Raw genomic sequence first — 25,109 nt, 5'->3', positions numbered from 1 at the left:
CCGTGTGTTGCGCTACGTTGAGGGACCGCGTTGTTTCTCGTTGATGATCCACAGCACTTCGGCGTCTTCCTGACTCGTCGATACCGCCGCGTGCCCCGTGCGGCTGTCGAAGTAGATGCTGTCGCCGGCTTCCAGATGTGTCGGCGCGTAGAGCTCGGAGTAAAGGCAGACCGCGCCGCTCAGGACGAACAGGAATTCCTCGCCTTCATGCCGGCCCCATTCCTCGAATGCATCGAGTGAATGCGCGGTGATACGGATGCGAAACGGGTACATGGCCTTTTGCGCGAGTTCGGTCGCGAGCAGTTCCATTTCGTAGCAACCGGCCGTGTGCGGGCTTCCCTGCCCCTTGCGTGTCAGCGCACGTCGGCCTCCGGCATTGGCTTTGGGACTGGAGCCGAACAGCTCGACCAAGTCGATCTTCAGGCCATGGACGATCCTTTGCAGCACGTCGAAGGTCGGCGACATCAACCCGTTTTCAACCTTCGATAAAGTCGAACGCGATACGCCGCACAAGCGGCTCGCGACTTCGAGCGTCAGCGTTTGCTGGAGACGCGCAGCTTTGACCCGGCGGCCAAGGTCTGTCGATGATTGCTCGGCTGGCCTCAAGAGATTCGTGTCCATGGATCGCGGAAAGAGAAGCGGAAAGGCGTGACTGTTTCCGATAATAGCATCGGCTCAAATACGCTTTATTGGCGGGTCGAGAATGGGTCGAGTCGCACCTTGATGCAGATCGGTGCCAAGATTCTTGCAATATTGCCAACAAAAAAACCGCGTAGTATAGTTTCCGGGCTTACAAAAGTTTCCTATCGGAAACTAGCTAGAGAGCCGATCCGGCAGCCTTGCGGGTCGTCATCCCGTCCTACCCGTCTCGTTGCGTCTGGAGTCAGTCGTGAGTTCAAAAGTCGTTATTGTCGGCGGCGGGGTTATCGGCAGTTCGGTGGCCTATTTCCTGCGCGCGTCGGACCCGACCGTGTCCGTCACCGTCATTGAACGCGACACCACTTACGCCCGGTCTTCCTCGGCACTGTCTGCTGCCTCCATTCGACAGCAATTCTCCACGCCCTTGTCCGTGCAAATGTCCTTGTATGGGATCGAATTCTTGCGCGGTATCGGCAAGATGCTCGAGATCAATGGCGAAAAACCGTGTATCGATCTGCATGAGGGCGGTTATCTCTTTCTCGCAACGCCGCCTGGCGAATCCACGCTGCGCGAGAACCACGCCATGCAAACGGGCCTGGGCGCCGATATTTCCCTGCTCGACAAGACATCGCTTGGCGCGAAGTTTCCATGGCTCAATACCGATGACCTGATTGCGGGCGCCTACGGCAATTCCGGCGAAGGCTGGTTCGACGGATATGGCCTCGTGCAAGCGCTGAAGAAGAAAGCGCAGGCGCTTGGCGCGCGTTATGAGTGTGCCGACGTTGCGCAAATGGAACTGGCGGGCAACCGCGTGATACGCGTAATCACGCAAAGCGGCGAGCGTTTCGATTGCGATACCGTTGTGAACGCCGGTGGTCCATGGGCGCGCAATATCGCCCTGATGATGGGTATCGACATACCTGTGCGTGCGCGCCGGCGCAGCATATTCAATGTGTCATCGCCGGCCCGGCTGAGCGCGTGTCCGCTGCTCATCGATCCGACCGGCGTCTACTTCCGCCCTGAAGGGAAGACGTATATATGCGGTACGTCGCCGGACGCGAACAACGATCCGGACGACTTGCCGCTGGATCAGGTCGATCACGCCATCTTCGACGACGTCATCTGGCCGACGCTTGCGCATCGTGTGCCGGAATTCGAGGCGCTGCGTGTAGAAAATTGCTGGTCAGGTTACTACGAGTACAACGTACTCGATCAGAACGCGATCATTGGTTATCACCCGCAAATCGATAATTGCGTGTTTGCCAACGGCTTCAGCGGTCATGGTTTGCAGCAAGGCCCGGCGACCGGGCGCGGTGTCAGCGAACTGATTCTTGGCGGGGCATACAAGACGCTGGATCTGTCGTCGCTGGGCTGGACGCGCGTGATTGAAAACCGGCCTATCGTGGAGAAGAATGTCGTGTGACGTTCGCCGACCAGGAGAAGCACGTAACCTTTCCTTTGGTGAAAACCAATTGCGCCCGGCTCTATGCCGGGTTTTTTTCGTGCGATGGCGTTAAGAGAACGCGGCTTGATAGACCTTCGGCGTGACGCCAGTCTGCTGCTTGAACACACGCGTGAAATGCGACTGATCCGAGAAACCGGTTCGTGCGCCCACTTCGGCAATCGCCCGTCCGCCGCGCAAGAGCGGCATTGCGCTGCGCACGCGTTCTTGTTGAAGAAACGCATGCGGACTGAGGCCTGCTTCGCGGACAAAGGCGCGAAGCAGCACGAACGGGGTGACATCGAATTCTCTTGCAAGCGTCGATAAAGTCAGGCCCGCGTGCAGGTCATCACGCAAACGATCCTTGACCGCGCGCACGAGCGCGGGTTCGTTGCGCACGACGGGCAGATCGGCAGGACGGCCCGCATGCCGCGCATACAAACCGGTGACGGCAGTAGCCAGCACTTCGCTGCGCTTGAACGCATCGTGGTCCACTTCCGAGCACCAGTTCACACCGTAGAGATGCTGCGACAGTTCGGTATCGGCGATGAAAGGGCTCGGCATGTCGAATCGCTCGCGCCGCGCAATGCCCAGACGCTCGCAATACGCGGCAAGCGCGCCCGGCAGCACATGCGCCACGCGCATTTTCCATTGACCGTCGCCGGCGGCGAGGCCTGCGTGGACCCGATCGGCGTCGATGACAATCACGTCGCCGCGGCGGCACAAACGACGCTGCTGCTGGACCTCGACCGCAAGCACACCGCCGGTGATGACGGCCAGGCAATGTGTATCGTGCGAATGGGGCGGATACCGGTGACCGACGAAACGGCCCTTGAGCATGACGGCGTCCATTACGTCGGGCGCGTGCCAGAGCTTGATCGATTTGGTAGGCGCGGTTGCGGTCATGGAGTGCGGCCCGTGGAAGCGGCGGAAAACATCATGATAAGTCCTGGCCTTCCGGGCTGCAGGCGCTGAGGCAAGGCTTGCATGAGACTTACCGGAAGCTCACGCAAAGAGCGATAGCCCGCCCACGAGTTTGCCGACTTTTTTCTTCGGTCCGACGAGTCCAACTGCGAGGTATTGCAGCGCTTCCCCCGGCAACGCATTGACGGCGCCCAGAAAGGCCGCGTAGTCGGTCGTAGTCTGGCCCTGCACGGGGAAGTCGACGACATCGCAGTTCGCAAGCGACTTCCGGCGAAGCGCGCTCAGTTGCTCGGCCGTGGCCTTGAGCACAGGAATGCCGATGGGGATGAGGCCCGGGTGAGCGGTTCCGTCGAGTTCGCGCAGCGGTTCACCAACCAGATGCTGATGCCGCTGGCCCAGCGTGAACGCCACCACTGCGGCGGCGTTCGACGCCTTGCCGGGCGGCAACGCTTCGTCCACGACGATGACGCACCGTTCGGGTTCGGCGGGCGTCTCGGCGCCGGCCGCGGCGATTGCTTCGTTTTGCACTAACAATGCTTTCTCCTGAGAAAGACACGGAAAAGACAATGCTAGGGAAACGCTTTCCAAATGTATTGGACGATTTTGCAGCGGAAACGCTTTTAGCCGGCAGCCGACTCACTCGTTGTATGTGAGTTGGCGGTCGCGAGATTTTTCACGCGTCCACCGTATCTCGAAACTGGACGTCTGAAAAAAGTCCTGACCAACGCGCGATGTTCGCCCCTGCCTGTTTCCATGGTCTATGCGAGCGGACGGAACGCGAGCGCTGCAACTCGGGCGTTTGTGGAATGGATTGCGGCGAGCTTTGACGAGAACGACTTTAATCCAAGGAACGTTTAGCTGGACGGCATAAACGCGTGCTGTTTCCGGTCGAGCAACTTCGTTTATCGCGAACAATCCTTCAGATGCATTGAAAAAATCCTGCGCGCGTGTTTAAGTGCCCGCTGACGTCTTTTTTCGCGCTCGTGCAGAGCGACCAAAAACGACGGTCCCTGGCCGCCAATGTGAATTTCAATGAACGCCGTCTTCAAGACTTTTCTCGCGCTGATCCGTCTTCCCGGTTATCCCGGCATTTCTCTCGCGATGTTTCTCTCGGGCATAGCGTCCTCGTTCGCCGTGCCTTACACATCGCTGTTCGGCGCGACCGAGGCGCACATGACGCCGGTGCGCCTCGGCATCTTCATGACGCTGACGGCCGTCAGCAGTGTGGTGGTCAGCGCCTATCTCGGGCGCATTGCCGACCGGCGCAGCGATAAAAAACGCATCGTCCTGCTATCGATCGCCGGGTCGGCGCTTGGCTACGCGCTGCTCTGCGTCACGCGCAACTACATCTTGCTGACCATTTTCGGTTGCGTGTTCCTGAGCATCGGCGCTGCGGTGTTTCCGCAACTCTTCACGTTCAGCAAGGCGCGACTGCACGCAGAAGGCATCAAAGACACCGAATTGCCGATGGCTACGCTGCGCACGACGCTTTCCTGCGCGTGGGTGTTCGGGCCGGCGGCCGGTGCGATCGTGCTCGGTGTATCCGGGTTCAACGGGTTGTTTTTATCGGCGGCGGGCGCGTTTGCGGTGGCCGGCGTGATCGTGTTGTTCATGCGCGAGCCGAAGGTGTACGACGCGCTCGAAGCAGGCGACAAAACCAGCAGCGAGATCCCGCAGCAAGGAAAGAACGCGCATGTGTACGCGGCGCTCGTGAGTTTCACGCTGATCGGAATGGGCTCGGCGATCGCGACGATCATGTTGCCGGTGCTGATCGTGGACCAGTTGCACGGCACGACTGCACATGTGGCGCAGATGGTCGGCCTCGGCGCGTTCGCCGAAATCCCGATGATGCTGATGCTCGGCGGCGCGTCCCGCCGGATCAACAAGTCAAACATGATCGCGTTTGCGTCGTTGTCACATATTGTTTATTTCGCCGGAATCGCGATGGCGCCCAACCTCTGGGTTCTCGTGCCGCTGCAGATCTTGAACGCGGTCGTGGTGGCAGTGACGTCGTGTCTCGGGATGTCGTATTTTCAGGAAATGATGCCCGGCGCTCTTGCCCGCGCGACCACGCTGTTTTTCAACACGATGCGTACCGGTTCCGTCATGGCTGGCGTGGCGTCGGGGTTCGTTGCGGCGACTTGGGGGTACCGCGCGGTATTCGTATTTTGCGTGATGCTGGCGACGACAGCGTCTGTCGTGCTTTTTATCTTCAACTATCAGCGGGGCGCGAAAGTGTTTATCGATCCTCCCGTCGAGCCCGCTGTTTTACCGGTCGCGCTTGGCACGGCGCTCGAGGTCGCCGATCACGCGCAATCGGCGACCAAGGTGTGACGCTCAGATCGGATGACCATCCGGCGGCGCATCGGGCTGCTGCGGTTCCTCCGGCCGATGCCCCGGCGAAGGCGGCGACAACGGGTCCGCTTCCGGGTCGCGGTTCGGATCGGCGAGGGGATCGGGGATCGGATTGGTCTGCATCCGGTAGCTGTGATGACTCAGTGTTTGCGTATTCATGGCTCGCCTCTTGGGGTAAATCGCGTTGAAAGTTCATGCTGCGTCTTTCAGCATAGGCGTATGCAGCGTGAAAGGCAGCCCGGGACGCGCGGAACCTTGCGTATGAAGTTCGGCAAGTGCCGCGCCGGCAATGGCTTCAGCGCGGCCGCCAAAACCCACGCGATGGATGTCAATTAAAGGAGTGCCGCGTTCATGAGCAATGCGCGCGACCGCGGATCCTTCAGCGCATTCGCTCAACACCAGCCGGGCATTGCCTATCAGGGCGGCCTGGGTCTCGGACGTCATCGCGCCGGCGAGATAAAGCGCGCCGGATTGCATCGCGCCCAGAACCGCACCGGTGCTTTCCGACTCCGACGCGTCGCCGATTATCGCGATTTGCCAGCCATCGGCGGCGAGGGTGTCGCTGATATCAGCCATTAGCTGGCCATTACTGGAGGCGCTCGTTTCGTCGTGCGGATCGATGAGAACCAGGCGGTCCGGTTCGATGCCGTGAAACGCAAGCAGCGCCGCGTAGTCGTTCTCGGGATGCACGGCGGGTTCGAAAGCGCAGGCGCCCGAAGCGGAAAGCTCGGCACTCAAGGGTTCGTCGAACGTCGAAAAGGCGGAATCGGCGAGCATGGATCGGCTCCGGAACGTTGTTGCTTGCGATTGGAATTGCGCGAGGCACTGCACGCGCCGGGGAGCTTCCCGCACGGTTCATGCCTGTTTCTCAGTTCGATGCCGCCTTGGCGTCACGCCGCTGTTTTTTGCAGCCGTATCGGGATTGCCTTGGCCGCCGGAACCTTGCTGCGCTTCGCATGGTGCGACACAGGAATCAGCCGGTTGCACTCGGGGTAATAGCCCATGACGCAGCCGGCCGGGATGTCGTACGCATGAACCTGCAGGCCGCCAAGCTCGCGCAGCACGTCATCCTTGGCCACCGTGGTCGCTTTCACCGTGTCGTCTTCGGCAAGCCCGAGACGGATCATGTCGTCCTTGTTCATCAGCAGGACATCGCGCGACTTGGTGATGCCGCGAAACCGGTCGTCGAGCGCGTAGACCGTCGTGTTGAACTGGCTGTCGCCGCGCGTGGTCATCAGGCGCAGCGTGCGTTCTCCATCGAATTGCATATCGGGGTCCTCACCAAACCCTGCCGGCACGATGAAATTCGCCTTGCCCGTCCTGGTTTTCCATTCGCGTTTGGCTGCGGGAAGCGGCCGATGAAACCCGCCCGGCTGCGACATGCGCTCGTTGAATTCCTTGAACTGCTCGGGATACGTCCGCTCGATTGCGCTGCGCACGAGCCCGTAATCCGCCACCCACGCATCCCAGTCGATCTTCGGATTCGGCGGCAGGATTGACTTCGCGAGCGCCGCAACAATGGCCGGTTCGGACAACAGATGTTTGCTCGCCGGCTCGACCATTCCCTTCGATGCATGAATGCATGCCGTGCTGTCTTCCACCGTGACGGTCTGTTCGCCGCTCGCCTGCTGGTCCACTTCGATGCGCCCGAGACACGGCAGCAAATAAGCCGCGCGCCCGTGCACGATATGGCTACGGTTCAATTTCGTCGCAATCTGCACGGTCAGCGGCAGTTTCTTCCACGCCGGATCGAGCACGCCCTGGTCCGGAATCGCACGTGCGAAATTGCCGCCGAGTCCGATAAACGCATCGATACCGCCATCGCGCACCGCCTCGCAGGTATCGACGGTCGTGAGCCCCGTGTCCTTGGGCGGCTCGAACTGGTACAGCTCGGTGAGCTTGTCCATGGGCACGAGTCCAGGCTTTTCCGTAATACCGACCGTGCGTTGTCCCTGCACGTTCGAGTGGCCGCGAATCGGGCAAATCCCGGCTCCCTTCTTGCCGATATTGCCGCCGAGCAGCATCAGGTTGGTCAGCATCTGCACGGCGAGCACACCTTCCCGGTGCTGCGTGATTCCCATGCCGTACAGGATGATTACGGCTTTCGCGCGAGCATATTCGGTCGCGGCCGCCTCCAGCGCGGAGCGCGTCAACGCCGATTCCAGTTCGATGTCCTTCCAGTGCGCCGCACGCATCGCATCGGCAAATGCTTGAAACCCATGCGTATGTTCGGCGATGAAATCCGCGTCCAGCACGCGCGGTGTGTTCCCGGCGATGGCTTTGTCGTCGGCTTCGATCAGCGCTTTGCAGATTCCCGTGACCGCCGCGATGTCGCCGCCGATCTTCACTTGGTGATACTGCGTGCTGATGCAGGTTTGTTCATTGGAAAGCATCTCCTTCGGCGACTGCGGGTTGGCGAAACTCACCAGACCCCGCTCGCGCAGCGGATTGAACGTAATGATCTGCGCGTTGCGTTTGCGCGCTTCCTGCAGCGGATGAAGCATGCGCGGCGCATTCGTGCCAGTGTTGTGGCCGAAGAAGAACATGCAGTCGGTGTGCTCGAAGTCTTCGAGCGTCACGGTTCCAACCGGCACGCCGATGGTCTCGGGCAACGCCACCGAGGTACTTTCGTGGCACATGTTCGAGCTGTCCGGCAGGTTGTTGCAGCCGTATAGCCGCGCCATGAGCGCATACATATAGGAGGTTTCAAGCGATGCACGCCCTGACGCGTAGAACACCACGCGCTTCGGATCGTAGCCGCGCAGCTTCTCGCCGATTTCATCGAAGGCTTGCTGCCACGGGATTGCCAAGTAGCGATCGGTTTCGGCGTCGTAGCGCATGGGCTCGGTCAGCCGTCCTTGCGATTCGAGCTCCATATCGCTCCACGCTTCGAGCGCGGCGAGCGTATGGTGATCGAAGAACTCGGGCGTGGCGCGTTTTGTCGTGATCTCCCATGCAGTGGCCTTCGCGCCGTTCTCGCAGAACTCGAAGAGATGCGGATCGGCGGGTTTTGCCCACGAGCAGCTCACGCACGCAAAACCATCCGGTTTGTTCTGCTTGAAGAGAACGCGGGTGCCGTTGACGGCGACGTGCTCTTCAAGAAGTATCGATGAAACCGCTTTCACCGATCCCCAGCCGCCTGCGGGATGGTTGTACTGCTTGATGTTGGGCTGATTGCTCATGCTGAGACGCTCCGCGGATGGACAAGAAGCGAACGGCTCGAATGCGTTCGCTGGCGGAGTTTCATTCAGCAAGAAACAGGCTCAAGGCGTGGTCAGAAAAATGAAAGCCGCCGGCCCGGGCGTTCGGGGCGGCGGCTTTCAAATGTTCGAAGCTGAGTCGAGCGGCGTTTTCTTTACAAGTCGCCGATGTCAGGCTTCCTCAGTTTGCTGGCCTTCGGGTGCCGGTTTGAATGCGTCGGCGCGACGGCGGATCTCCTCCACTTCGACTGTCACGAACGTGCGGTTCTCGGCGGCCAGCGCGCTTTGGTAGGACGCACCTTCCGGCACGCGATGCAGCAACGCGCGCATTTCGCCTTGCGTGGTCTGTTCGACCGGTTCGAAGTTGTAGAGACGCAGCATCAATTCAGCGCGCTCGTGCAGCAGGAACAGGCAGGCGGCGAACACCGCTACGGCGACCACTTCCTGCGCGCCGAAGCTGAAGTCGGCCGGGATCGGCGAGAACGGCATGGTCACTACGGCGATCAATCCTGCGAAAGCCAGCACAACCGTCGCGTACAGGAAAAATTTCGCGCGGCCGACGATCCGGTCGTGTTCTTTCCTGAGTTGCACGGCAGTACGCGCAATGAGCGCCGTGTGACCGTGTTTTTGTTCGCGTTGCTGGATTGCTGAAAGCGGAAGCGCGGCCATGGAGTCGGTTGCCTCGAAGTTCGGTAAGTTTGTCGCCAGGAATTGGCGCTGTCACCGGGTTAACGCCAAGCTTTCAGGAAAGTTGACGCCGGTTACGTGTTGTTTCAGTCAGGTCTCGAAATGTTTCTGAGACGAGGGCGGGAAGGCACTGTTCATCCGCACAGGTCGGATTGACTGGCGACGGCGGTCCAGAGCCACGCAAAGCGCTGTTTCTGCACGTCTTTTCTTCATTGCGTCTTCGTGGGAATGCCCATTGCTGTGGGCTTTCAGCAACTGTCCGGAGCGTTCCGGATAACGAAAATGCGAACGGAGAGAAGAACATGATTGGCATCATTATTCCGGCTCATAACGAAGCGGCGCAGATCGGGGCATGTGTAACAGCAGCGAAACGGGCGGCGAGCCACCATCAATTGCTTGGCGAAGAGGTGCGCGTGATCGTTGTCGCCGACCATTGCTCGGATGACACGGCGGCAATCGCCGAGTCCCTCGGCGCCGACGTGCTTGCAGTGAACGCGCGCAATGTCGGCATTGCGCGTGGGGAGGGGGCGCGGCGTGCGTTGTCGCTGGGTGCAAGGTGGCTGGCTTTCACAGACGCCGACAGCGTCGTCGCCGATGACTGGCTCGTCCGCCAGCTCGACCTTTGCGCCGATGCGGTGTGCGGCGTCATCGCGATTCACGACTGGTCGCCGCATTTGTCGGCGGTGCGCGAACACTTCGCACGGACTTATACCGATGCCGATGACCATCGGCATATTCATGGCGCGAACATGGGAGTATCGGCGGCGGCTTATTTGCGGGTCGGCGGTTTCGCACCGCTGGAACATAGCGAGGACGTGGCGCTGGTCGAGGCGCTGATTGCCGATGGCGCGTCGATCGCATGGAGCGCGGCGCCGCGCGTGGTGACGAGCGCGCGGACGGACTTCAGGGCACGCAAAGGGTTTGGCGCCACGCTGGTCGATGTGAGCCGGCGGTACTTCCTGGCGTCGTCGGATGAGGATGGCGCGTTGGCGGCTTGAGACATGCGGGGCTCATCGTCCTGGCAAATCTCCCGGCACATCGACATCGCGCAAGATATTCGCATCGTCGACATCGATCTTTTCCACCATCTCCGACATGAACAGCGCGCGGGCCCCGGCGTCGCCATCGAGCACGCTGAGCGTTTGAAGGTGCATCGCGCCAAACCCTGCCGGATGCCCACGCTGCCCACGATAAAACGGCGCCACGATCGATGCGCCCGCGTCCAGCGACCGCGCAACCGCCTCTACTGTTCCCGGCTCGATCCACGGCATGTCGCCAAGCGTCACGAGCCATCCTTCCGCTTCGGGCGTCGCGCGCACCGCGGCGGCGAGCGTCGCGCCCATGCCGCGTTCGGCATCGATGCAAAACATCACATTGCAGCCCGCTTCGTTCAAGACTTCAGCCAGCTTTTCCGATCCCGGCCGGACCACGGCAAGCACGCTCGATACCGCCGACAACAACCGCCGCGCCGATTGGAACACGACGGGCGTACCGTCGGGCAGCGTGGCGAGGAGCTTGTTGTGCAGGCCGCTCGGGTCAAAGCGGGAACCATAGCCGGCGGCAAGCAGGATGCCGGTAGCGCTCGATGAATAACTCATGGCCGGCGTCCTGACGAGGGGTTAAAGAAAGAAGCGTCGATTTTGACAAGCCGGATCGCTCGCGGCAAGCACGAAAAAAACCGCGCGGCTTTGCAACGCCGCACGGTTTCAGAACGTAAAAGCCATCAAACCATCGTCTTGGGCATGACCTTGTCGAGCGTGATCGGCAGATCGCGCACGCGCACGCCGGTCGCGTGATACACCGCGTTTGCGATCGCGCCGGCCACGCCCGTGATGCCAATTTCGCCGATACCCCGTACGCCCAGCGAATTGATATGCGGATCGGTCTGGCCCAGCACGGTGATATCGATCGTGTTGATATCAGCGTTTACCGGCACGTGGTACTCCGCGAGATTGGCGTTCGTGTAGCGGCCATAACGCGGATCGAGTTCGCTTTTCTCGGTCAGCGCCGACCCAATGCCCCATACCACGCCACCCATCAACTGGCTGTGCGCGGTTTTTTCGTTGAGCAGGCTGCCCACGTCGTACACGCTCACCACGCGTGCTACGCGGATCGTGCCGAGATCGGCATCGACATGAACCTCCGCGAACACCGCGCCGAACGAGTGGAACGCGTACTCCTTTTTCTCGTCGCCGGGCTTGACCGTCGCCGTCGCTTCGATCGGCTTGCCGCCGTTCCTCGCGATAATCGCCGCCGCAGGATCGCGTTTCGCCGGGTCCGCGCGGCTGATGACCCAACCGTTGTTGACCGTCACGTCATCGGCCGATGCGCCGGCGAGCGGCGAACCCGAATCGGCGATGGCCATCGCGATCAATTTGCCACGCGCCTGAGACGCAGCTTCACGCACTGCCGGCGACACGCTCGCCGCCGATTGCGATCCGCCCGATACCGGCGCTTTCGGCAACGATGAATCCCCGAGCGCGAACGTGACCATCTCCATTGGGAAGCCGAGGGCATCGGCGGCGACTTGCGTCATCACGGTGAACGTGCCGGTGCCGAGATCCTGCGTGCCCGATGCCGCCATCGCCGTGCCGTCGGGCAAGATTCGCACAACCGCCGATGCCTCGCTGCGGTTCGCTGGATACGTCGCGGTCGCCATGCCCCAGCCGATCAACGTGTTCCCTTGCTGCATGGAACGCGGTTTCGGATTTCGCCGCGACCACCCAAACTTCGCCGCGCCCTTTTCGTAACACTCGCGCAACGACTTCTCCGACCACGGTTTTTTCTCCTGCGGTTCCATGTCGGCGTAGTTCTTGAGGCGCAACGCGAGCGGGTCCATGTTCAACTGGTACGCCATTTCGTCCATCGCGGATTCGAGCGCGAACGAGCCGCTCGTCTCGCCCGGCGCGCGCATGAACGTCGGCGTGCCGATATCGAGTTTCACGAGCTTGTGCGTGGTTGCCTGATTCGGCGTGGCGTACAACATGCGCGTGAGAATGGCGGAGCTTTCGTTCCAGTCCTCGAACGTGGATGTCGTCGATATCACGTCGTGGCGCATGCCGGTAAGCGTGCCGTCATCGCGTGCGGCGACCTGGAAGTGCTGTTCCGTGAACGGCCGGTTGCCGACCATGCCGAACATTTGCGGACGTTCCAGCACGAGCCGCACGGGCCGGCCGGTCTGCTTCGCGGCCATCGCGGCGAGCACCACGTGCGACCACGCCGATCCCTTGCAGCCGAATCCGCCGCCGACGAACGGGCAGATCACGCGCACGTCGTCCTCGCTGATGCCCAGTGTCTTCGCGACCGCGCTGCGCGCGCCCGATACGCCCTGGGTTGCATCATAGAGTGTGAGCTTGGGGCCGTCCCAGCGCGCCAGCGTGGCGTGCGGTTCCATCGGATTGTGGTGCTCGTTCGGCGTGGTGTAGACCACGTCGAGCCGTGTCGGACCCTGGCGCAGGCCGGCGGCAACGTCGCCGCGTTGTGTATCGATAGGCCGTCCCATCATTTTTTCCGGCCTGTATGCCGAACCCTTCGCGCGTCGATAATCCGCGTTGGGCGTGGCGGCCTCGTACTTGATCGATGCCTGCAGCTTGCGCGCGCCATCGGTTGCACGTTCAAGCGTATCGGCCACCACGACCGCAACGGGCTCGTTGCTGTAGCGCACTTCATCGGTTTGCAGCAGGGTCAACCGGCGTACGGCCGGCGGCGATGCATCCGGCTTGCCGCCATTGGGCAAGCGCATCGCGGTTTCATGCGTCATCACGAGCAGCACGCCGGGCATGGATTGCACGCGTGCGGTGTCCATCGACAGCACCCGTCCACGCGCAATCGTGCTCGTTACCAGCACTGCATGCGCGAGCTTGGCTTCGGGGTTGTCGGCGGAATAACGCGCCTGGCCGGTGACCTTCAGAAGGCCGTCGGTACGATCGAGCGGTTGTCCGATAACACTCATGCGACACCTCCAGCGGTTGAAACGGCGCGAACGATCGCGCGCTGAGCCAGCTCGATCTTGAAGCCGTTCTCGCGATAACCCTTCGCGTCGCGCACGGCGAGCGCAGCGGCGCGCTGCAACGTGTCGTGCGACAAGGTCTTGCCGACGAGCATCTGCTCCGTCGTCATCGCCCGCCATGGTTTATGAGCGACGCCGCCCAACGCGATGCGCGCCGTCTTCACGGTGTCGCCATCCATCTGCAAGGCGGCCGCGACCGAGACGAGCGCGAACGCATAACTCGCGCGGTCGCGCACCTTCAGGTAATGCGAATGCTCGGCGAACAAGGGCGGCGGCAAGTCTACCGATGTGATCAGTTCGCCCGGCTTCAGCGTGGTATCGACTTCCGGATGATCACCCGGCAAACGATGAAACTCCGCAAACGGAATCGCACGTTCACCTTGCGGACCGTTCACGCGCACGACGGCGTCGAGCGCGGCGAGCGCCACGTTCATGTCGGAGGGGTTCGTCGCGATGCACTGATCGCTCGCGCCAAGGATCGCGTGAATGCGATTGTTGCCTTCCAGGGCTGCGCAACCGCTGCCTGGCGTGCGTTTATTGCACTGCTGGAAACCGGTGTCGTAGAAGTAATAACAGCGCGTGCGTTGCATCAGGTTGCCGCCGACGGTTGCCATGTTGCGCAATTGCGCCGATGCACCCGCAAGAAACGCCTGCGATAACAGCGGATATCGCTCGCGAATCCACGCGTGGTTCGCGGCGTCGCTATTGCGAACGAGCGCGCCGATACGCAAACCGCCATCGGGAAGCGGCGTCACGGCGCCGAGTCCGTCGATATGCGTGATATCGACGAGCTTCGACGGCCTTGCGACGCCGCCTTTCATGAGGTCCAGCAGATTCGTCCCGCCGCCGATAAACGCAACGCCCGGCTGTTGTGCAGCCTTGATTGCCGCGCTGACATCGGCTGCGCGTTCGTAGGAAATGGCATCCATGTCGCGCTCCTAGGCCTTGTTGATCGCGACGACGGTTCTAACCGCCGAGACAATATTTGGATACGCGCCACATCGACAGATGTTGCCGCTCATGCGTTCGCGGATTTCATCGTCGGAGAGGTGGGCCGGGCGGAAGCGGACATCGGCGGTGGCGGCGCTGGCATCGCCGGCGCGGAATTCATCGAGCAAGGCCGTGGCCGAACACAGTTGCCCGGGCGTACAGAAACCGCACTGAAAGGCATCGTGTTCGATGAAAGCCGCCTGTATGGGGCTCAGCGTCTGCGCGGTTGCAAGACCTTCGACGGTCGTGATCGATTCGCCTTCGTGCATGACGGCGAGCGTCAGGCAGGAGTTGATGCGCCGGCCGTTTGCGATCACCGTGCAAGCGCCGCATTGTCCGCGGTCGCAGCCTTTCTTGGTTCCCGTGAGGCTCGCGTATTCGCGCAGCGCGTCGAGCAGCGTGGTGCGCGCTTCGAGTTGCATTTCGTAAGGATGACCATTGATTGTCAGCTTCACGGGCATCAGAGGCGCGGCGGCGCTCGGATTAGTCGATGGCGTGGGCGCTTCGGCGCTTACCGGTTGTTGCTGGGCGTGCGCCAAGGGAGCGGTTGAGACTGCTGCGGCGGCTGCAGCGGATTGCAGGAAACGGCGTCGTGATGGTTTGGCTATGTCGGGGGATGAGGTCGTGCTATCGGTCGTGTGGGGCATGGCGATGTGAAAGCTCCTCGCTGAGTCGGTCGGCGTTGGCTCGACGCACTCAAATGTCGCGATGCGTCTGGCTAACAGCGGTGCTGTCCGCAATCGCCCTGCGGATGTTGAATAGGCGAATGGAGACAAAGGCCATGAGCAAGTCCGGTGCCATCGATCCGGCACGCCTGCACATGGGGCGGGGATCGCGTGATTGCAGGTAAGGGCTACATTCAACGGTAAAAGCGGAGAAGGCATGCGCGCGTGCCTTTCCGGGATTTTCGAAAGGAGTTGTTCATGTTAACCAAGTAGGTTAATATGATTAAATGGAAAAAAGCGTCCCTCACTGCCGGCTCGCGATCGTTCTCGCCCTGCTCGAAGCGGGCATGGTGCGCTCGACCATGTCAGCACTGAGTGGCGCGGCGGCAATGGGTTTGACTTCAACGACATGATCGAAGTCATCAGGGCATTGGCGCCAAAAGATTTTTATAAGAGCATGACAACGCACGCCGATCACCGCGTTTGGCAGGACGTCTACCAACCAACCACATCCGCCGGGCCGGTGTACTTGAAACTGACGGTCATAGATGACGTGCTTGTGGTGTCCTTCAAGGAGCTATGAACATGAAGTGTCCAGTCTGCGGCGCAGCAGAACTCGTTCGTGATACACGCGACTTGCCATACGCGTACAAAGGCGAGTCGACAATGATCCCTGACGTAACCGGCGACTTTTGCCCGGCCTGTGGCGAAGCCATTTTCGATGCGACCGAGTCGTTGCGCATCAATGCAGCGATGCTGGAATTCAACAAGCAAGTCAACGCAACGATTGTCGATCCGGCTTTTATTGCAAGCGTGCGCAAAAAGCTTGCTCTCGATCAACGCGAAGCGGCCGAAATATTTGGCGGTGGTGTGAACGCGTTTTCCCGCTACGAAAACGGTAAGACAAGGCCGCCTTTGGCCTTGGTGAAGCTGTTGAAGATTCTGGATCATCACCCTGATCTGTTGGAAGAGGTCAGAGCTGCATGATCGCCAAACGCAAACTGCCGCCCAAAGGGCGGCAGTATTACAAGAGGCCGTTACGTCAGTACCCCTGAGCCGGCTTACAAATCGCTCGGATACGGCGCCTTAAGCCACTTCGTCGACAGCTTGTTCAGTGTGCCGTCGTTCTTGGCCTTCAACACGGCTGCATCGACTTCCTTCAGCAAGCGCGTCTCGCCCTTGTTCACCGCCACATGATCCGGCGAGCTGAAAAGCTGGAACTTCTGTTCCGGCGCGATCGGCGGGTTACGGGCGATGATCGTTGCACCGACGTCGTTGCCGACCACCATCAACTGGACCTGGCCCGACAAAAACGCCGAGATTGCACCGTTGGGGTCATCGAAACGCTTGATGGTCGCATCCGGCGGCGCGACCTTCGTCACGCTCAGGTCTTCCAGCGTGCCGCGTGCAACCGAAATCGTCTTGCCGGCCAGATCCTTCTCGCTTTTCACGGGCAATGACTTGGGCCCGAACACCGCCAGGTAATACGGCGCATACGGTCGCGAAAAATCCAGCACCTTGTCGCGCTCGGGCGTCTGCCCCACGCTCAGCAGCACGTCGGCTTTGCCCGTCGCGATGTACGCCATGCGGTTTTCGCCGGTGATGGGCACGAGTTCGACCTTGACCTTCATCGCTTTCGCCAGGTAATCGGCCATCTCGATGTCATACCCCTGCGGCTTCATATCCGGACCGATAGAGCCGAACGGCGGGTAATCCATGAACACGCCGACCCGGACGACGCCGCTTTTCTGCACGGTATCGAGGGCATCGGCATGGGCGAACGAGGCCCCGGCGATCGGCGCGGCGAAAGCAGCGGCCACGAAAATGCGCCGGGCAAGGCGTGAAAGACGAAGGGTCATGATGGTGGCCTTGAGCAGAGGTCGAGAAAACAAATGGTTCGCGGATCGAATGAACGCCCGCATGAACGGACTGTAGGGAGGCCAAAATCCCGTAACAATCGAAATCTGCTCATGCCAGCCATGACGGCCAGGCATGGCTCGCACTTATTTGACGAGCGCGAGGACGTCCTTGAAGCGCGGATGCCGGCAGCTTTCCAGCCAGCCGAAGATCACGGTTTCGGCGGTAGTGGGTACCGCGCCGTCTTGCTGGGCTCTCGCCAGTGCGATTGCCTTATTCTCCGGCGCGCGTGAACCGGTGGCATCGGCGACAAGTTCTACCGTATAGCCGAGCCTCAGCAAACCGCGCACGGTCAGCAGCACGCAGACATGCGCTTCGCAACCGGCCACGAACAACACGGTGTTCCTCGACGGCAGCGCAGCGGTGAATTCGGGGCAGAGGGTGGCGTCGAAGGTATGTTTTTCTATTGATCGATGCCGCTCGCCAGTCAAGCCATCCACGGTCGCACCCAGGCCATGCGAATTTTGTTCCGTGAAAAGTACCGGGATATGGAGCAGATCCGCCGCCCTGATGAGCGCGGCGCAATGCCTGAACACGCGTTCCCCGTGTTCGATATGCGGCATCAGCTTCGCCTGCATATCGACTACGATCAAAGCGCGGTCGGGCTTCGATTCAGGCTTCACTTTCCATGATCCGGTCGATCAGCCGCGCGTTTTCTCCCGCCGATCCAATGCCTTCGTGCTTGGCCATTGGAATGAAGAAGTGCGTCTTCACGTTCGGCAGATTGGCGCGTTCGAGCCACCCGTTCAGATGTTGCGTGAGGCGGTGCGCAGGGGCATCGAGTTCTTCACGCAAGCTCGCAGGCAATTGCTCCAGATAGCGCGCCTCGGTCTGATACGGTTCGGGGGCGACGCACAATGCATCGGGACGGCCATCGGGGTCGGCCGGCAGGCGTTCGAGCGCCTCGCGCAAAAGCGCCACGCCCAGACCCTGACTGCGCCAGCTCTTGCGCACTTCCCACGTACCGATAAACACCACCCGGTGCGTATTGAACACTGAACACAAACGTTCCGGCCCGAGCGCCTCGGTCGCGGCGAGCGCCATAGACAGCATTTCGCCGGAATACGTATCCAGCACATACACCAGGTCGGCGCTGCTCTGAATGGGCGGCACTTTCACGAGCTTCAATTCGACGGCAGCCACGACAATATCCGTCCCCGCCTCGTGGAAGACGGCGAACGCGGTGCCGAGGCGTTCGTCGTCGACTTGCGGATATTCATGACGGTACGTCATTGTCAGCAGGAACGGGCCGATCTTTTCCCTGTACGCGAGCGGTTTGTCGACGTCATAGTCGCTCGTGCCTTCCAGCCCGTACGGATCGTAATCCTGCGCTGCCGTCTCGCCCGGTGCACGCAGTCCACCAACGGCCGCAGCCGGCCGGCGCGATTTCGGCACGAGGTCTTCCGGCAAACCTTCCCAGCTCAGCCGGAGAAATTCGCGTCCGCCGCGATAATGCGTTTCAAACAGCGACGCCACCGGCGCGCCCGAAAACGGCGCGAGGATGCGCTCGGCCGATTCCATCGCGCGATCCATGAGCTGGTCGGCTTCGGCAGGATCGGGCACATGGCGCGTGGTGTCATCGGCCGATCCGCCTTCTGCCGCGTGCTGCTGGCGCGCGAGCTCGAGCCATTGATCCGCGGCGCGTTCGGCCAGAAAGCCCGCTGCGATCTGATAGCCGGACAAGACGATCGACTTGCCGGTTTCTCCAAGCGGGAACACGTACTCGTCGGTCATTACATCCGCGACGCTCACCGTTTTGTAATCCGTACGGGGTGACGGCGCGTTCGCGGTTGCATCGTAACGTTCATGCGAAAGCACGTAGGCAGCGAGATCTGTCGCGCCGGGTGCTGCGTTCGGACCAGCCGTCGTTGCGAATGCCGAGGCGCTGGTGGGGAGCAGAGCCAGCAGGGAAACGTGCTTCATGAATGCCATCTCCGTCTCTTGGGGTTGTCATCGTAGCAAAACCGGCGCCTTTTGCTGCGGCCGCCGGCGGTTCGGCGCGAGAGTTGCTACTGGTACGCTGTTTGGTACCACCATTTTCATTGCCTGGCGCAGTACCGACACCAGATTATAGGGAGCCGCGATGAACCGCCTTATGAGCAACTCTAATGATGAAGCGCGCGACAGGGAAGCCGCACTGGTCAGAGGTGGCGAAGCGAAGCACGAAGGCGGCTGCGCGTGCGGTGCGTGGCGGTTCGTGGTTTCATCGGAGCCGGATCGCGTCGGGCTGTGCCATTGCATGACGTGCCGCAAGGTGCACGGCTCGGCATTCGGCGCGTACGCGGTTTATCACGCCGAGCAGGTGAGTATGTCGGGTGCGACCCGCGCCTGGCAAAGCTCCGCCGATGGCCGCCGTCACTTCTGCACCGTGTGCGGGTCGGTCGCGTACATGGCGTATGTGAACACCGACGAAATCGAGTTGCCCATCGGCGCATTCGATGAAACCGGCTTCCTAAAACCCACCTACGAGCTGTTTTGCGTCCGCCGCGAGCCGTGGTTATCCGCCGGTGGCCGCCGCGAGTATGCCGGGGACCGGCCCTGAATCCCGCCTCCCATTTGGTCCTCGCATGCTTCAGCTCCAGTGCAGGCCTGGGCCAGAGCGCAATCGTTTGCCAGTTTCGGAACTGCGCTGAGCGCGGCATGTCGGAACAAGGCTGTGAGGCGCGACTTCGGCCAACGCAGATCGTACGTCATCTCGAAGACCCAATCCACGCGACACGAATTTCGTAACAGCAAGGAGTCCGAGCACCATGACCGTTACAAACCGTCCCGCAGACCATCCTGTTCCAGGCAGCGACAAATCGCAGCCCGAAGGCGCGCAGTGCCTCGGCGCATGCAATCCGGAAGAAAAGATCGAAGTCGTGGTGATGCTTCGCCGGCAAAACGAGGGCGAATTCAAGCAGTTGATGCAAAAGATCAACGAAGGCGCCGCCGATGCCGCCCCTATTTCCCGCGATGAATTCGGCAAGCGCTTCGGCGCATCCCAGGCCGATGTGACGCGGATCGAAGCGTTCGCGAAGGCGCACGGGCTCGATGTGGTCCGCGCCGATGCAAGCTCGCGCAGCGTCGTGCTGTCCGGCACCATCGCGCAGTTCAGCACCGCGTTCAGCGTCAAGCTGGAGCGCTTCGAACACCACGCCATTGGTGAATATCGCGGACGCTCGGGCCCGGTGAACGTGCCATCGGACATGAAGGACATGGTCACCGCCGTGCTGGGCCTAGACAGCCGGCCTCAGGCACGCCCGCACTTCCGTTTCCGGCCGCCGATCAAGCCGGCGCGCGGCGGCACGAGCACGTCCTACACACCGCTCGATCTCGCACGTCTCTACAACTTTCCCGCCGGCGATGGTAGCGGCCAGTGCGTTGGCATCATCGAACTGGGGGGAGGCTACAAGCAGAGCGATCTCAGCGCGTATTTCTCGAAGCTCGGCGTAGGGAAGCCGGACGTGGTGTCCGTTGGCGTCGATCAGGCGAATAACGCGCCGAGTGGCAACCCGAACGGGCCGGACGGCGAAGTGACGCTGGATATCGAAATTGTCGGTGCGATCGTGCCGGGTGCGCGCATCGCGGTGTACTTCACGACCAACAGCGACGCGGGATTCGTCGATGCCGTGAACCGCGCAATCCATGACGATGCCAACAAACCCTCCGTTGTATCCATCAGTTGGGGCGGCCCGGAATCGAACTGGACGGCGCAATCGCAAAACGCATTCAACGATGTGCTGCAATCGGCCGCGGTCATGGGCGTGACGGTCTGCGTGGCTTCGGGCGACAGCGGCTCGAGCGACGGTGTGGCCGACAACGGCGATCACGTCGACTTCCCGGCATCGAGCCCTTACGTGCTCGCGTGCGGCGGGACGCATCTGAGTGCATCGGCGAACGGAATCGGCAGTGAAGTTGTCTGGAACGACGGCGACCAGGGCGGCGCCGGCGGTGGCGGCGTGAGCGCGGTGTTCGCGTTGCCGGTCTGGCAGAAAGGCCTGAGCGTGACGCGCACGGAAGGCGGCAAGGCTGCGCTTGCCAAACGTGGTGTACCCGATGTCGCCGGCGACGCGTCGCCGCTTACCGGCTACGACGTGCTGATCGGCGGCACGGAAACGGTCGTGGGCGGCACGAGCGCGGTTGCGCCGCTTTGGGCGGCATTGATCGCGCGGATCAATGCCGCGGCGGGCAAGCCGGCAGGTTTCATCAACCCGAAGCTGTATCTTGCGAAAACGGCCGGGCACGACATCACGCAAGGCAATAATGGGAGCTTCGAGGCATCGGCGGGATGGGATGCATGCACGGGTCTCGGCAGTCCCGATGGCGCAAAAGTCGCGGCGGCGCTTAAATAGGGAAACGCAAGAAAGCAGGCAGGCAAACGGCAAGAACTCCAACAACAAAGCTAGGAGCAAACATGACGAACTCACCGGCGGCAGCGAAATCCTCAAGTGCATCTTCCGGCAGGAAAGACCAGCCATATTTCGATCCGACGCCGTACGGCAATGGTCCCGATGACGCCATTGACGCCACCCTGACCGACGAAAGTGCCGCGATCACGCATCACTCGGCGGTTATCGGCGGGAAGACGATCAACTATACGGCGACCGCCGGGCACCTCGTGATCGTCGATCCAAGCAGCTCGAAGCCTACCGCCAAACTCTTCTACGTTGCGTTCACGCAGGACAACCAGACCGAGGAAGCGCGTCCGCTGACGTTCTTCTACAACGGCGGGCCGGGGTCGTCGTCGGTGTTCGTGTTGCTGGGTTCGTATGCGCCAATGCGCATCAAGACTTCGACACCCGACTTCACGCCGCCCGCGCCGTACCAGATGGAAGACAATCCGGACAGCCTGCTCGACAAGAGCGACCTCGTGTTCATCAACCCGGTAGGGACGGGCTACTCGGCGGCGATCGCGCCGAACAAGAACCGCAATTTCTGGGGCGTTGATCAGGACGCCGATTCAATCAAGCAATTCATCAAGCGCTTCCTGACCAAGAACAATCGATGGAATTCGCCCAAGTTTCTGTATGGAGAGTCGTATGGCACGGCGCGCAGTTGCGTGCTTGCGTACCGCCTGCATGAGGACGGCGTGGACCTGAACGGCATCACGTTGCAGTCGTCCATTCTCGATTACACGCAGACGGGCAACCCGGTCGGCGCACTGCCGACCGCCGCTGCCGATGCGTGGTTCCACAAGAAGCTCGGCGTTCATCCGCGGCCAGCCGATCTGCTGGAATTCTCGGAAGAGGTGGCGCAGTTTGCGCGCACGGATTACATCGCGGCGTTGCGCAAGTTTCCGCAAACCGACGACGATATCGTCGAGAAACTCTCGGAATACACGGGTATCGACAAAGCCACGCTGATTGCGTGGAGTCTCGATGTCGCTTCGTATGACAGCCGCGGCAATTCGCTTTTTCTCACCACGCTGCTGAAATCGAGGGGCGTGGCGCTCGGTTCCTACGATGGCCGTGTGACGGCGATATCAACGGGCATCGCCGGGAAGATCGATCCGAATTCCGGCGGCAACGATCCGACCATGACGGCAGTCACCGGCGTGTACACCGCGATGTGGAACCAGTACCTGAACGAGAAGCTGAAGTTCACATCCACGTCTTCTTTCACCGATCTGAACGACCAGGCCTTTCTCAACTGGGATTTCCATCACAAGGACCCGACCGGCGCGGAAAAAGGCATGGACGCCAAGGGCAATATCATTCTCTACACGGCGGGGGATCTTGCAGCGGTGATGGCGTTGAACATCGACTTGAAGGTGTTGTCGGCGAACGGATTCTATGACTTCGTGACGCCGTTCTACCAGACGGTGCTGGATCTGCAGCAAATGCCGCTCATCGATAAAACCGTGCGCGAGAATCTCTCCGCAAAGTTTTATCCATCGGGTCACATGATTTATCTCGATGGTGGATCGCGCACGCAGCTCAAGGCGGATCTCTCGACCATGTACGAGGCAGCAACGGCGAACCACAATGCGATGAGCCGCATTCGCGCATTGCAGGAGCGCAAGAGAGACTAGGGGTTTGCGCTTCGGCGGCATTGGCGGGAACACGGTTTGCGAAAGAAGGGCGAACGCATGTCAGATGCGTCAGTTCAATTGCAAAATGGAGTTCTCCCCAATGCCGACCCCGAAGAAGAATGGAAGCGCTGCTGCGCCCCAGTCAAACGCCAGCGCTGTTGCGCGCACGCCCTCGCAGAACAATACGAATCCCAAGCTGGACAGCCTCGAACAATTCCGTTCGGACGCGACGAACCAGGCGCTGACGACCAATCAAGGCGTCAAGGTCTCCGATAACCAGAACACACTCAAAGTGGGTCCGCGCGGCCCGTCGCTGCTCGAAGATTTCATCATGCGTGAAAAAATCACGCACTTCGACCATGAGCGCATTCCCGAGCGGATCGTGCATGCACGTGGTTCCGCCGCGCATGGCGTGTTCAAGCCGTACAAGGCCCACACCGATCTGACGAAGGCCGCCTTCTTGTCGGACCCGAACAAGGAAACGCCCGTCTACGTGCGTTTTTCGACGGTTCAGGGTTCGCGCGGCTCCGCAGATACGGTGCGCGATGTACGGGGTTTCGCGGTCAAGTTCTACACGGACGAAGGCAACTTCGATATGGTCGGCAACAACATGCCGGTCTTTTTTATTCAGGACGCCATCAAGTTTCCGGACTTCGTGCATGCCGTGAAGCCCGAACCGCATAACGAAATGCCGCAGGGCGGATCGGCGCATGACACGTTCTGGGACTTCGTCTCACTCGTGCCGGAGTCAGCGCATATGGTCCTGTGGACCATGTCGGATCGCGCAATTCCGCGCAGCCTTCGCACCATGGAAGGATTCGGCATCCATACATTTCGTCTGGTGAATGCCGAGGGCAAGGGACGCTTCGTCAAGTTCCACTGGCGTCCGACCATCGGATCCGCATCGCTTTTGTGGGACGAAGCGCAAAAACTCGCGGGCAAGGACGCGGACTTTCACCGGCGCGACCTGTGGGAGGCGATCGACATGGGCGATTACCCGGAATGGGAATTGGGCGTGCAGATCGTGGAAGAGGATCAGGAGCACTCGTTCGACTTCGACATTCTCGATCCGACCAAGATCATCCCGGAAGAAATCGTGCCGATCACCATGCTCGGCAAGCTCACGCTGAACCGCAATCCGGATAACTTCTTCGCCGAGACCGAGCAGGTTGCGTTCTGTCCGGGACACATTGTTCCGGGTATCGATTTCTCGAACGATCCGCTGCTGCAAGGCCGTTTGTTCTCCTACACCGACACCCAGATCAGCCGCCTTGGCGGTCCGAACTTTCACGAAATTCCGATCAACCGCACGATCGCGCCGATGCACAACAATCAGCGCGATGCGAAGCACCGGATGACAGTGAACCGCGGGCAGGCATCGTACGAACCGAATTCCATCGACAGCGGCTGGCCGAAGGAAACGGCGCCGGCCGCGGTTGGCGGCGGTTTCGAAACGTATCCGGAACGCGTGGATGCCGTAAAGATCCGCCAACGCAGTGAATCGTTCGCCGACCACTACTCCCAAGCCACGCTGTTCTGGAAGAGCATGACGCAGCCGGAGAAGGACCATATCGTCGGCGCGTATTCGTTTGAACTGAGCAAGGTCGAGCGCAAGTTTATCCGCGAACGGCAGCTTGGAATCCTGGCGAATATCGATAGCGCGTTGTGTGCGCGTGTTGCCGACAATCTCGGTCTTCCCGCGCCGGCAGCGAGCGCGAGTCCGGAAGAGCTCGGCAAGTCGTCTCTCGAGCAATCGCCGGCGCTGAGTTTGATTGCGAAGGCGGTACCCTCGGTGAAAACGCGCAAGGTCGCCATCCTTGCCGCGAAGGGCGCGGATGTTGCAAGCATCAAGGCGATCAAGGACGCGCTCACGGCTGAGGGTGCGCACGCGAAAGTCGTTGCGCCGCAACTTGGCACGTTGGGTGATGGCGTTGAAGTGGATGCAACCATTCTCGCGCTGCCGTCGATCATGTTCGACGGTGTGGTCATTGCCGGCGGCGCGGCGAGTGCAAAGCTGCTGGCAGAGTCCGGCGACGCCCGCCACTTCGTGCTTGAAGCGTTCAAGCATCTGAAGGCGATCGGTGCCGTGGGCGATGGCGAGGATGTGCTCGCAGCCGCACACCTGCCGACAGGCGATGAAGGCGTAAGCGTGGGCAGCGACGTGAAGAAAGTGATGAAGGCCTTCATTACGGCGATGTCGGCGCATCGGGTTTGGGCGCGAGCCGAGAAGGCAGAGAGCGTTCCGGCTTAAGTATCTGGCGTAACAAAA

The 25,109-nt window shown here is 60.9% G+C and carries 22 protein-coding genes and 1 pseudogene; 9 read left to right on the top strand and 14 right to left on the bottom strand.

What is annotated here, in order from left to right; all coding sequences use genetic code 11:
* Nucleotides 1-12 precede the first annotated feature (12 nt).
* Nucleotides 13-621 (bottom strand): helix-turn-helix domain-containing protein, encoded by a 609-nt coding sequence (locus tag AX768_RS28115; protein WP_062003318.1) that lies wholly within the window; start codon nucleotides 619-621, stop codon nucleotides 13-15.
* A gap of 268 nt (nucleotides 622-889) precedes the next feature.
* Here AX768_RS28115 and AX768_RS28110 point away from each other — a divergent pair, with 268 nt between their 5' ends.
* On the top strand, nucleotides 890-2,062 hold the full coding sequence (locus tag AX768_RS28110; RefSeq protein ID WP_062003317.1) for an NAD(P)/FAD-dependent oxidoreductase: 1,173 nt from the start codon (nucleotides 890-892) through the stop codon (nucleotides 2,060-2,062).
* A 90-nt stretch (nucleotides 2,063-2,152) separates the two neighbouring features.
* Here AX768_RS28110 and AX768_RS28105 read toward each other — a convergent pair whose 3' ends face one another.
* Together AX768_RS28105 and AX768_RS28100 are read right to left on the bottom strand one after the other, a co-directional pair.
* Nucleotides 2,153-2,986: an AraC family transcriptional regulator gene (locus AX768_RS28105; RefSeq protein WP_062003316.1), complete on the bottom strand. Its 834-nt coding sequence runs from the start codon at nucleotides 2,984-2,986 to the stop codon at nucleotides 2,153-2,155.
* 99 nt (nucleotides 2,987-3,085) lie between these two features.
* Nucleotides 3,086-3,532 carry a DUF2000 domain-containing protein gene (locus AX768_RS28100; protein WP_231941619.1) on the bottom strand — a complete coding sequence of 149 codons (447 nt, stop codon included), beginning with the start codon at nucleotides 3,530-3,532 and terminating at the stop codon, nucleotides 3,086-3,088.
* A gap of 504 nt (nucleotides 3,533-4,036) precedes the next feature.
* Here AX768_RS28100 and AX768_RS28095 point away from each other — a divergent pair.
* Nucleotides 4,037-5,338 (top strand): sugar efflux transporter, encoded by a 1,302-nt coding sequence (locus AX768_RS28095; RefSeq protein ID WP_062003314.1) that lies wholly within the window; start codon nucleotides 4,037-4,039, stop codon nucleotides 5,336-5,338.
* Between the two features lie 3 nt (nucleotides 5,339-5,341).
* Here AX768_RS28095 and AX768_RS33370 read toward each other — a convergent pair whose 3' ends face one another.
* The 4 genes from AX768_RS33370 to AX768_RS28080 form a co-directional block, all read right to left on the bottom strand.
* The gene (locus tag AX768_RS33370; protein ID WP_162916083.1) at nucleotides 5,342-5,518 is read right to left on the bottom strand and encodes a hypothetical protein; all 177 of its coding nucleotides are present in this window, start codon (nucleotides 5,516-5,518) and stop codon (nucleotides 5,342-5,344) included.
* Nucleotides 5,519-5,551: 33 nt separating this feature from the next.
* A complete protein-coding gene (locus AX768_RS28090; protein WP_062003313.1) occupies nucleotides 5,552-6,136 on the bottom strand; it encodes a hypothetical protein in 585 nt (194 codons plus the stop codon).
* A gap of 113 nt (nucleotides 6,137-6,249) precedes the next feature.
* Nucleotides 6,250-8,541, bottom strand: a complete 2,292-nt coding sequence (locus AX768_RS28085; RefSeq protein ID WP_062003312.1) for an FdhF/YdeP family oxidoreductase — start codon at nucleotides 8,539-8,541, stop codon at nucleotides 6,250-6,252.
* 189 nt (nucleotides 8,542-8,730) lie between these two features.
* The gene (locus tag AX768_RS28080) at nucleotides 8,731-9,228 is read right to left on the bottom strand and encodes a hypothetical protein (protein WP_062003311.1); all 498 of its coding nucleotides are present in this window, start codon (nucleotides 9,226-9,228) and stop codon (nucleotides 8,731-8,733) included.
* Nucleotides 9,229-9,548: 320 nt separating this feature from the next.
* Between AX768_RS28080 and AX768_RS28075 the strand changes: the two genes are divergently transcribed.
* On the top strand, nucleotides 9,549-10,244 hold the full coding sequence (locus AX768_RS28075) for a glycosyltransferase (protein WP_062003310.1): 696 nt from the start codon (nucleotides 9,549-9,551) through the stop codon (nucleotides 10,242-10,244).
* Nucleotides 10,245-10,256: 12 nt separating this feature from the next.
* Here the strand turns inward: AX768_RS28075 and AX768_RS28070 are convergent, their stop codons facing one another.
* From AX768_RS28070 to AX768_RS28055, 4 genes are all read right to left on the bottom strand, one after another.
* Nucleotides 10,257-10,844: a nucleotidyltransferase family protein gene (locus AX768_RS28070; protein WP_062003309.1), complete on the bottom strand. Its 588-nt coding sequence runs from the start codon at nucleotides 10,842-10,844 to the stop codon at nucleotides 10,257-10,259.
* A 125-nt stretch (nucleotides 10,845-10,969) separates the two neighbouring features.
* Nucleotides 10,970-13,198, bottom strand: a complete 2,229-nt coding sequence (locus AX768_RS28065; RefSeq protein WP_062003308.1) for a xanthine dehydrogenase family protein molybdopterin-binding subunit — start codon at nucleotides 13,196-13,198, stop codon at nucleotides 10,970-10,972.
* Nucleotides 13,195-14,184, bottom strand: a complete 990-nt coding sequence (locus AX768_RS28060) for an FAD binding domain-containing protein (protein WP_062003307.1) — start codon at nucleotides 14,182-14,184, stop codon at nucleotides 13,195-13,197. Before AX768_RS28060 ends, AX768_RS28065 begins: the two co-directional genes overlap by 4 nt.
* 9 nt (nucleotides 14,185-14,193) lie before the next feature.
* Entirely contained in the window at nucleotides 14,194-14,892 is a 699-nt protein-coding gene (locus tag AX768_RS28055) for a 2Fe-2S iron-sulfur cluster-binding protein (protein WP_062003306.1), read from the bottom strand.
* Between the two features lie 305 nt (nucleotides 14,893-15,197).
* Between AX768_RS28055 and AX768_RS28050 the strand changes: the two are divergent.
* Both AX768_RS28050 and AX768_RS28045 read left to right on the top strand, forming a co-directional pair.
* Nucleotides 15,198-15,493 (top strand): annotated as a pseudogene (locus AX768_RS28050) (type II toxin-antitoxin system MqsR family toxin).
* Between the two features lie 2 nt (nucleotides 15,494-15,495).
* A complete protein-coding gene (locus AX768_RS28045; protein ID WP_062003305.1) occupies nucleotides 15,496-15,897 on the top strand; it encodes a type II toxin-antitoxin system MqsA family antitoxin in 402 nt (133 codons plus the stop codon).
* Nucleotides 15,898-15,971: 74 nt separating this feature from the next.
* Here AX768_RS28045 and AX768_RS28040 read toward each other — a convergent pair whose 3' ends face one another.
* From AX768_RS28040 to AX768_RS28030, 3 genes are all read right to left on the bottom strand, one after another.
* Nucleotides 15,972-16,769: a transporter substrate-binding domain-containing protein gene (locus AX768_RS28040; protein ID WP_062003734.1), complete on the bottom strand. Its 798-nt coding sequence runs from the start codon at nucleotides 16,767-16,769 to the stop codon at nucleotides 15,972-15,974.
* A gap of 144 nt (nucleotides 16,770-16,913) precedes the next feature.
* Entirely contained in the window at nucleotides 16,914-17,450 is a 537-nt protein-coding gene (locus AX768_RS28035; RefSeq protein ID WP_231941570.1) for an isochorismatase family protein, read from the bottom strand.
* Nucleotides 17,440-18,750 (bottom strand): inositol monophosphatase, encoded by a 1,311-nt coding sequence (locus tag AX768_RS28030; RefSeq protein WP_231941569.1) that lies wholly within the window; start codon nucleotides 18,748-18,750, stop codon nucleotides 17,440-17,442. The genes AX768_RS28035 and AX768_RS28030 overlap by 11 nt, the downstream gene beginning before the upstream one ends.
* A gap of 172 nt (nucleotides 18,751-18,922) precedes the next feature.
* Here AX768_RS28030 and AX768_RS28025 point away from each other — a divergent pair, with 172 nt between their 5' ends.
* From AX768_RS28025 to katE, 4 genes are all read left to right on the top strand, one after another.
* Nucleotides 18,923-19,369 (top strand): GFA family protein, encoded by a 447-nt coding sequence (locus tag AX768_RS28025; RefSeq protein ID WP_082771542.1) that lies wholly within the window; start codon nucleotides 18,923-18,925, stop codon nucleotides 19,367-19,369.
* Nucleotides 19,370-19,577: 208 nt separating this feature from the next.
* Nucleotides 19,578-21,161, top strand: coding sequence for a S53 family peptidase (locus AX768_RS28020; protein ID WP_062003303.1), 1,584 nt, complete (start codon nucleotides 19,578-19,580; stop codon nucleotides 21,159-21,161).
* A 62-nt stretch (nucleotides 21,162-21,223) separates the two neighbouring features.
* The gene (locus AX768_RS28015; protein WP_062003302.1) at nucleotides 21,224-22,840 is read left to right on the top strand and encodes a S10 family peptidase; all 1,617 of its coding nucleotides are present in this window, start codon (nucleotides 21,224-21,226) and stop codon (nucleotides 22,838-22,840) included.
* Nucleotides 22,841-22,940: 100 nt separating this feature from the next.
* Entirely contained in the window at nucleotides 22,941-25,091 is a 2,151-nt protein-coding gene (gene katE, locus AX768_RS28010) for a catalase HPII (RefSeq protein ID WP_062003301.1), read from the top strand.
* Nucleotides 25,092-25,109 lie beyond the last annotated feature (18 nt).

Origin of the sequence: Burkholderia sp. PAMC 28687, assembly GCF_001577465.1 — a bacterium.
GTDB lineage: Bacteria > Pseudomonadota > Gammaproteobacteria > Burkholderiales > Burkholderiaceae > Caballeronia.
The sequence above is the reverse complement of the archived record's forward strand: the minus strand, read 5'-3'. Positions and strand labels throughout refer to the sequence as shown.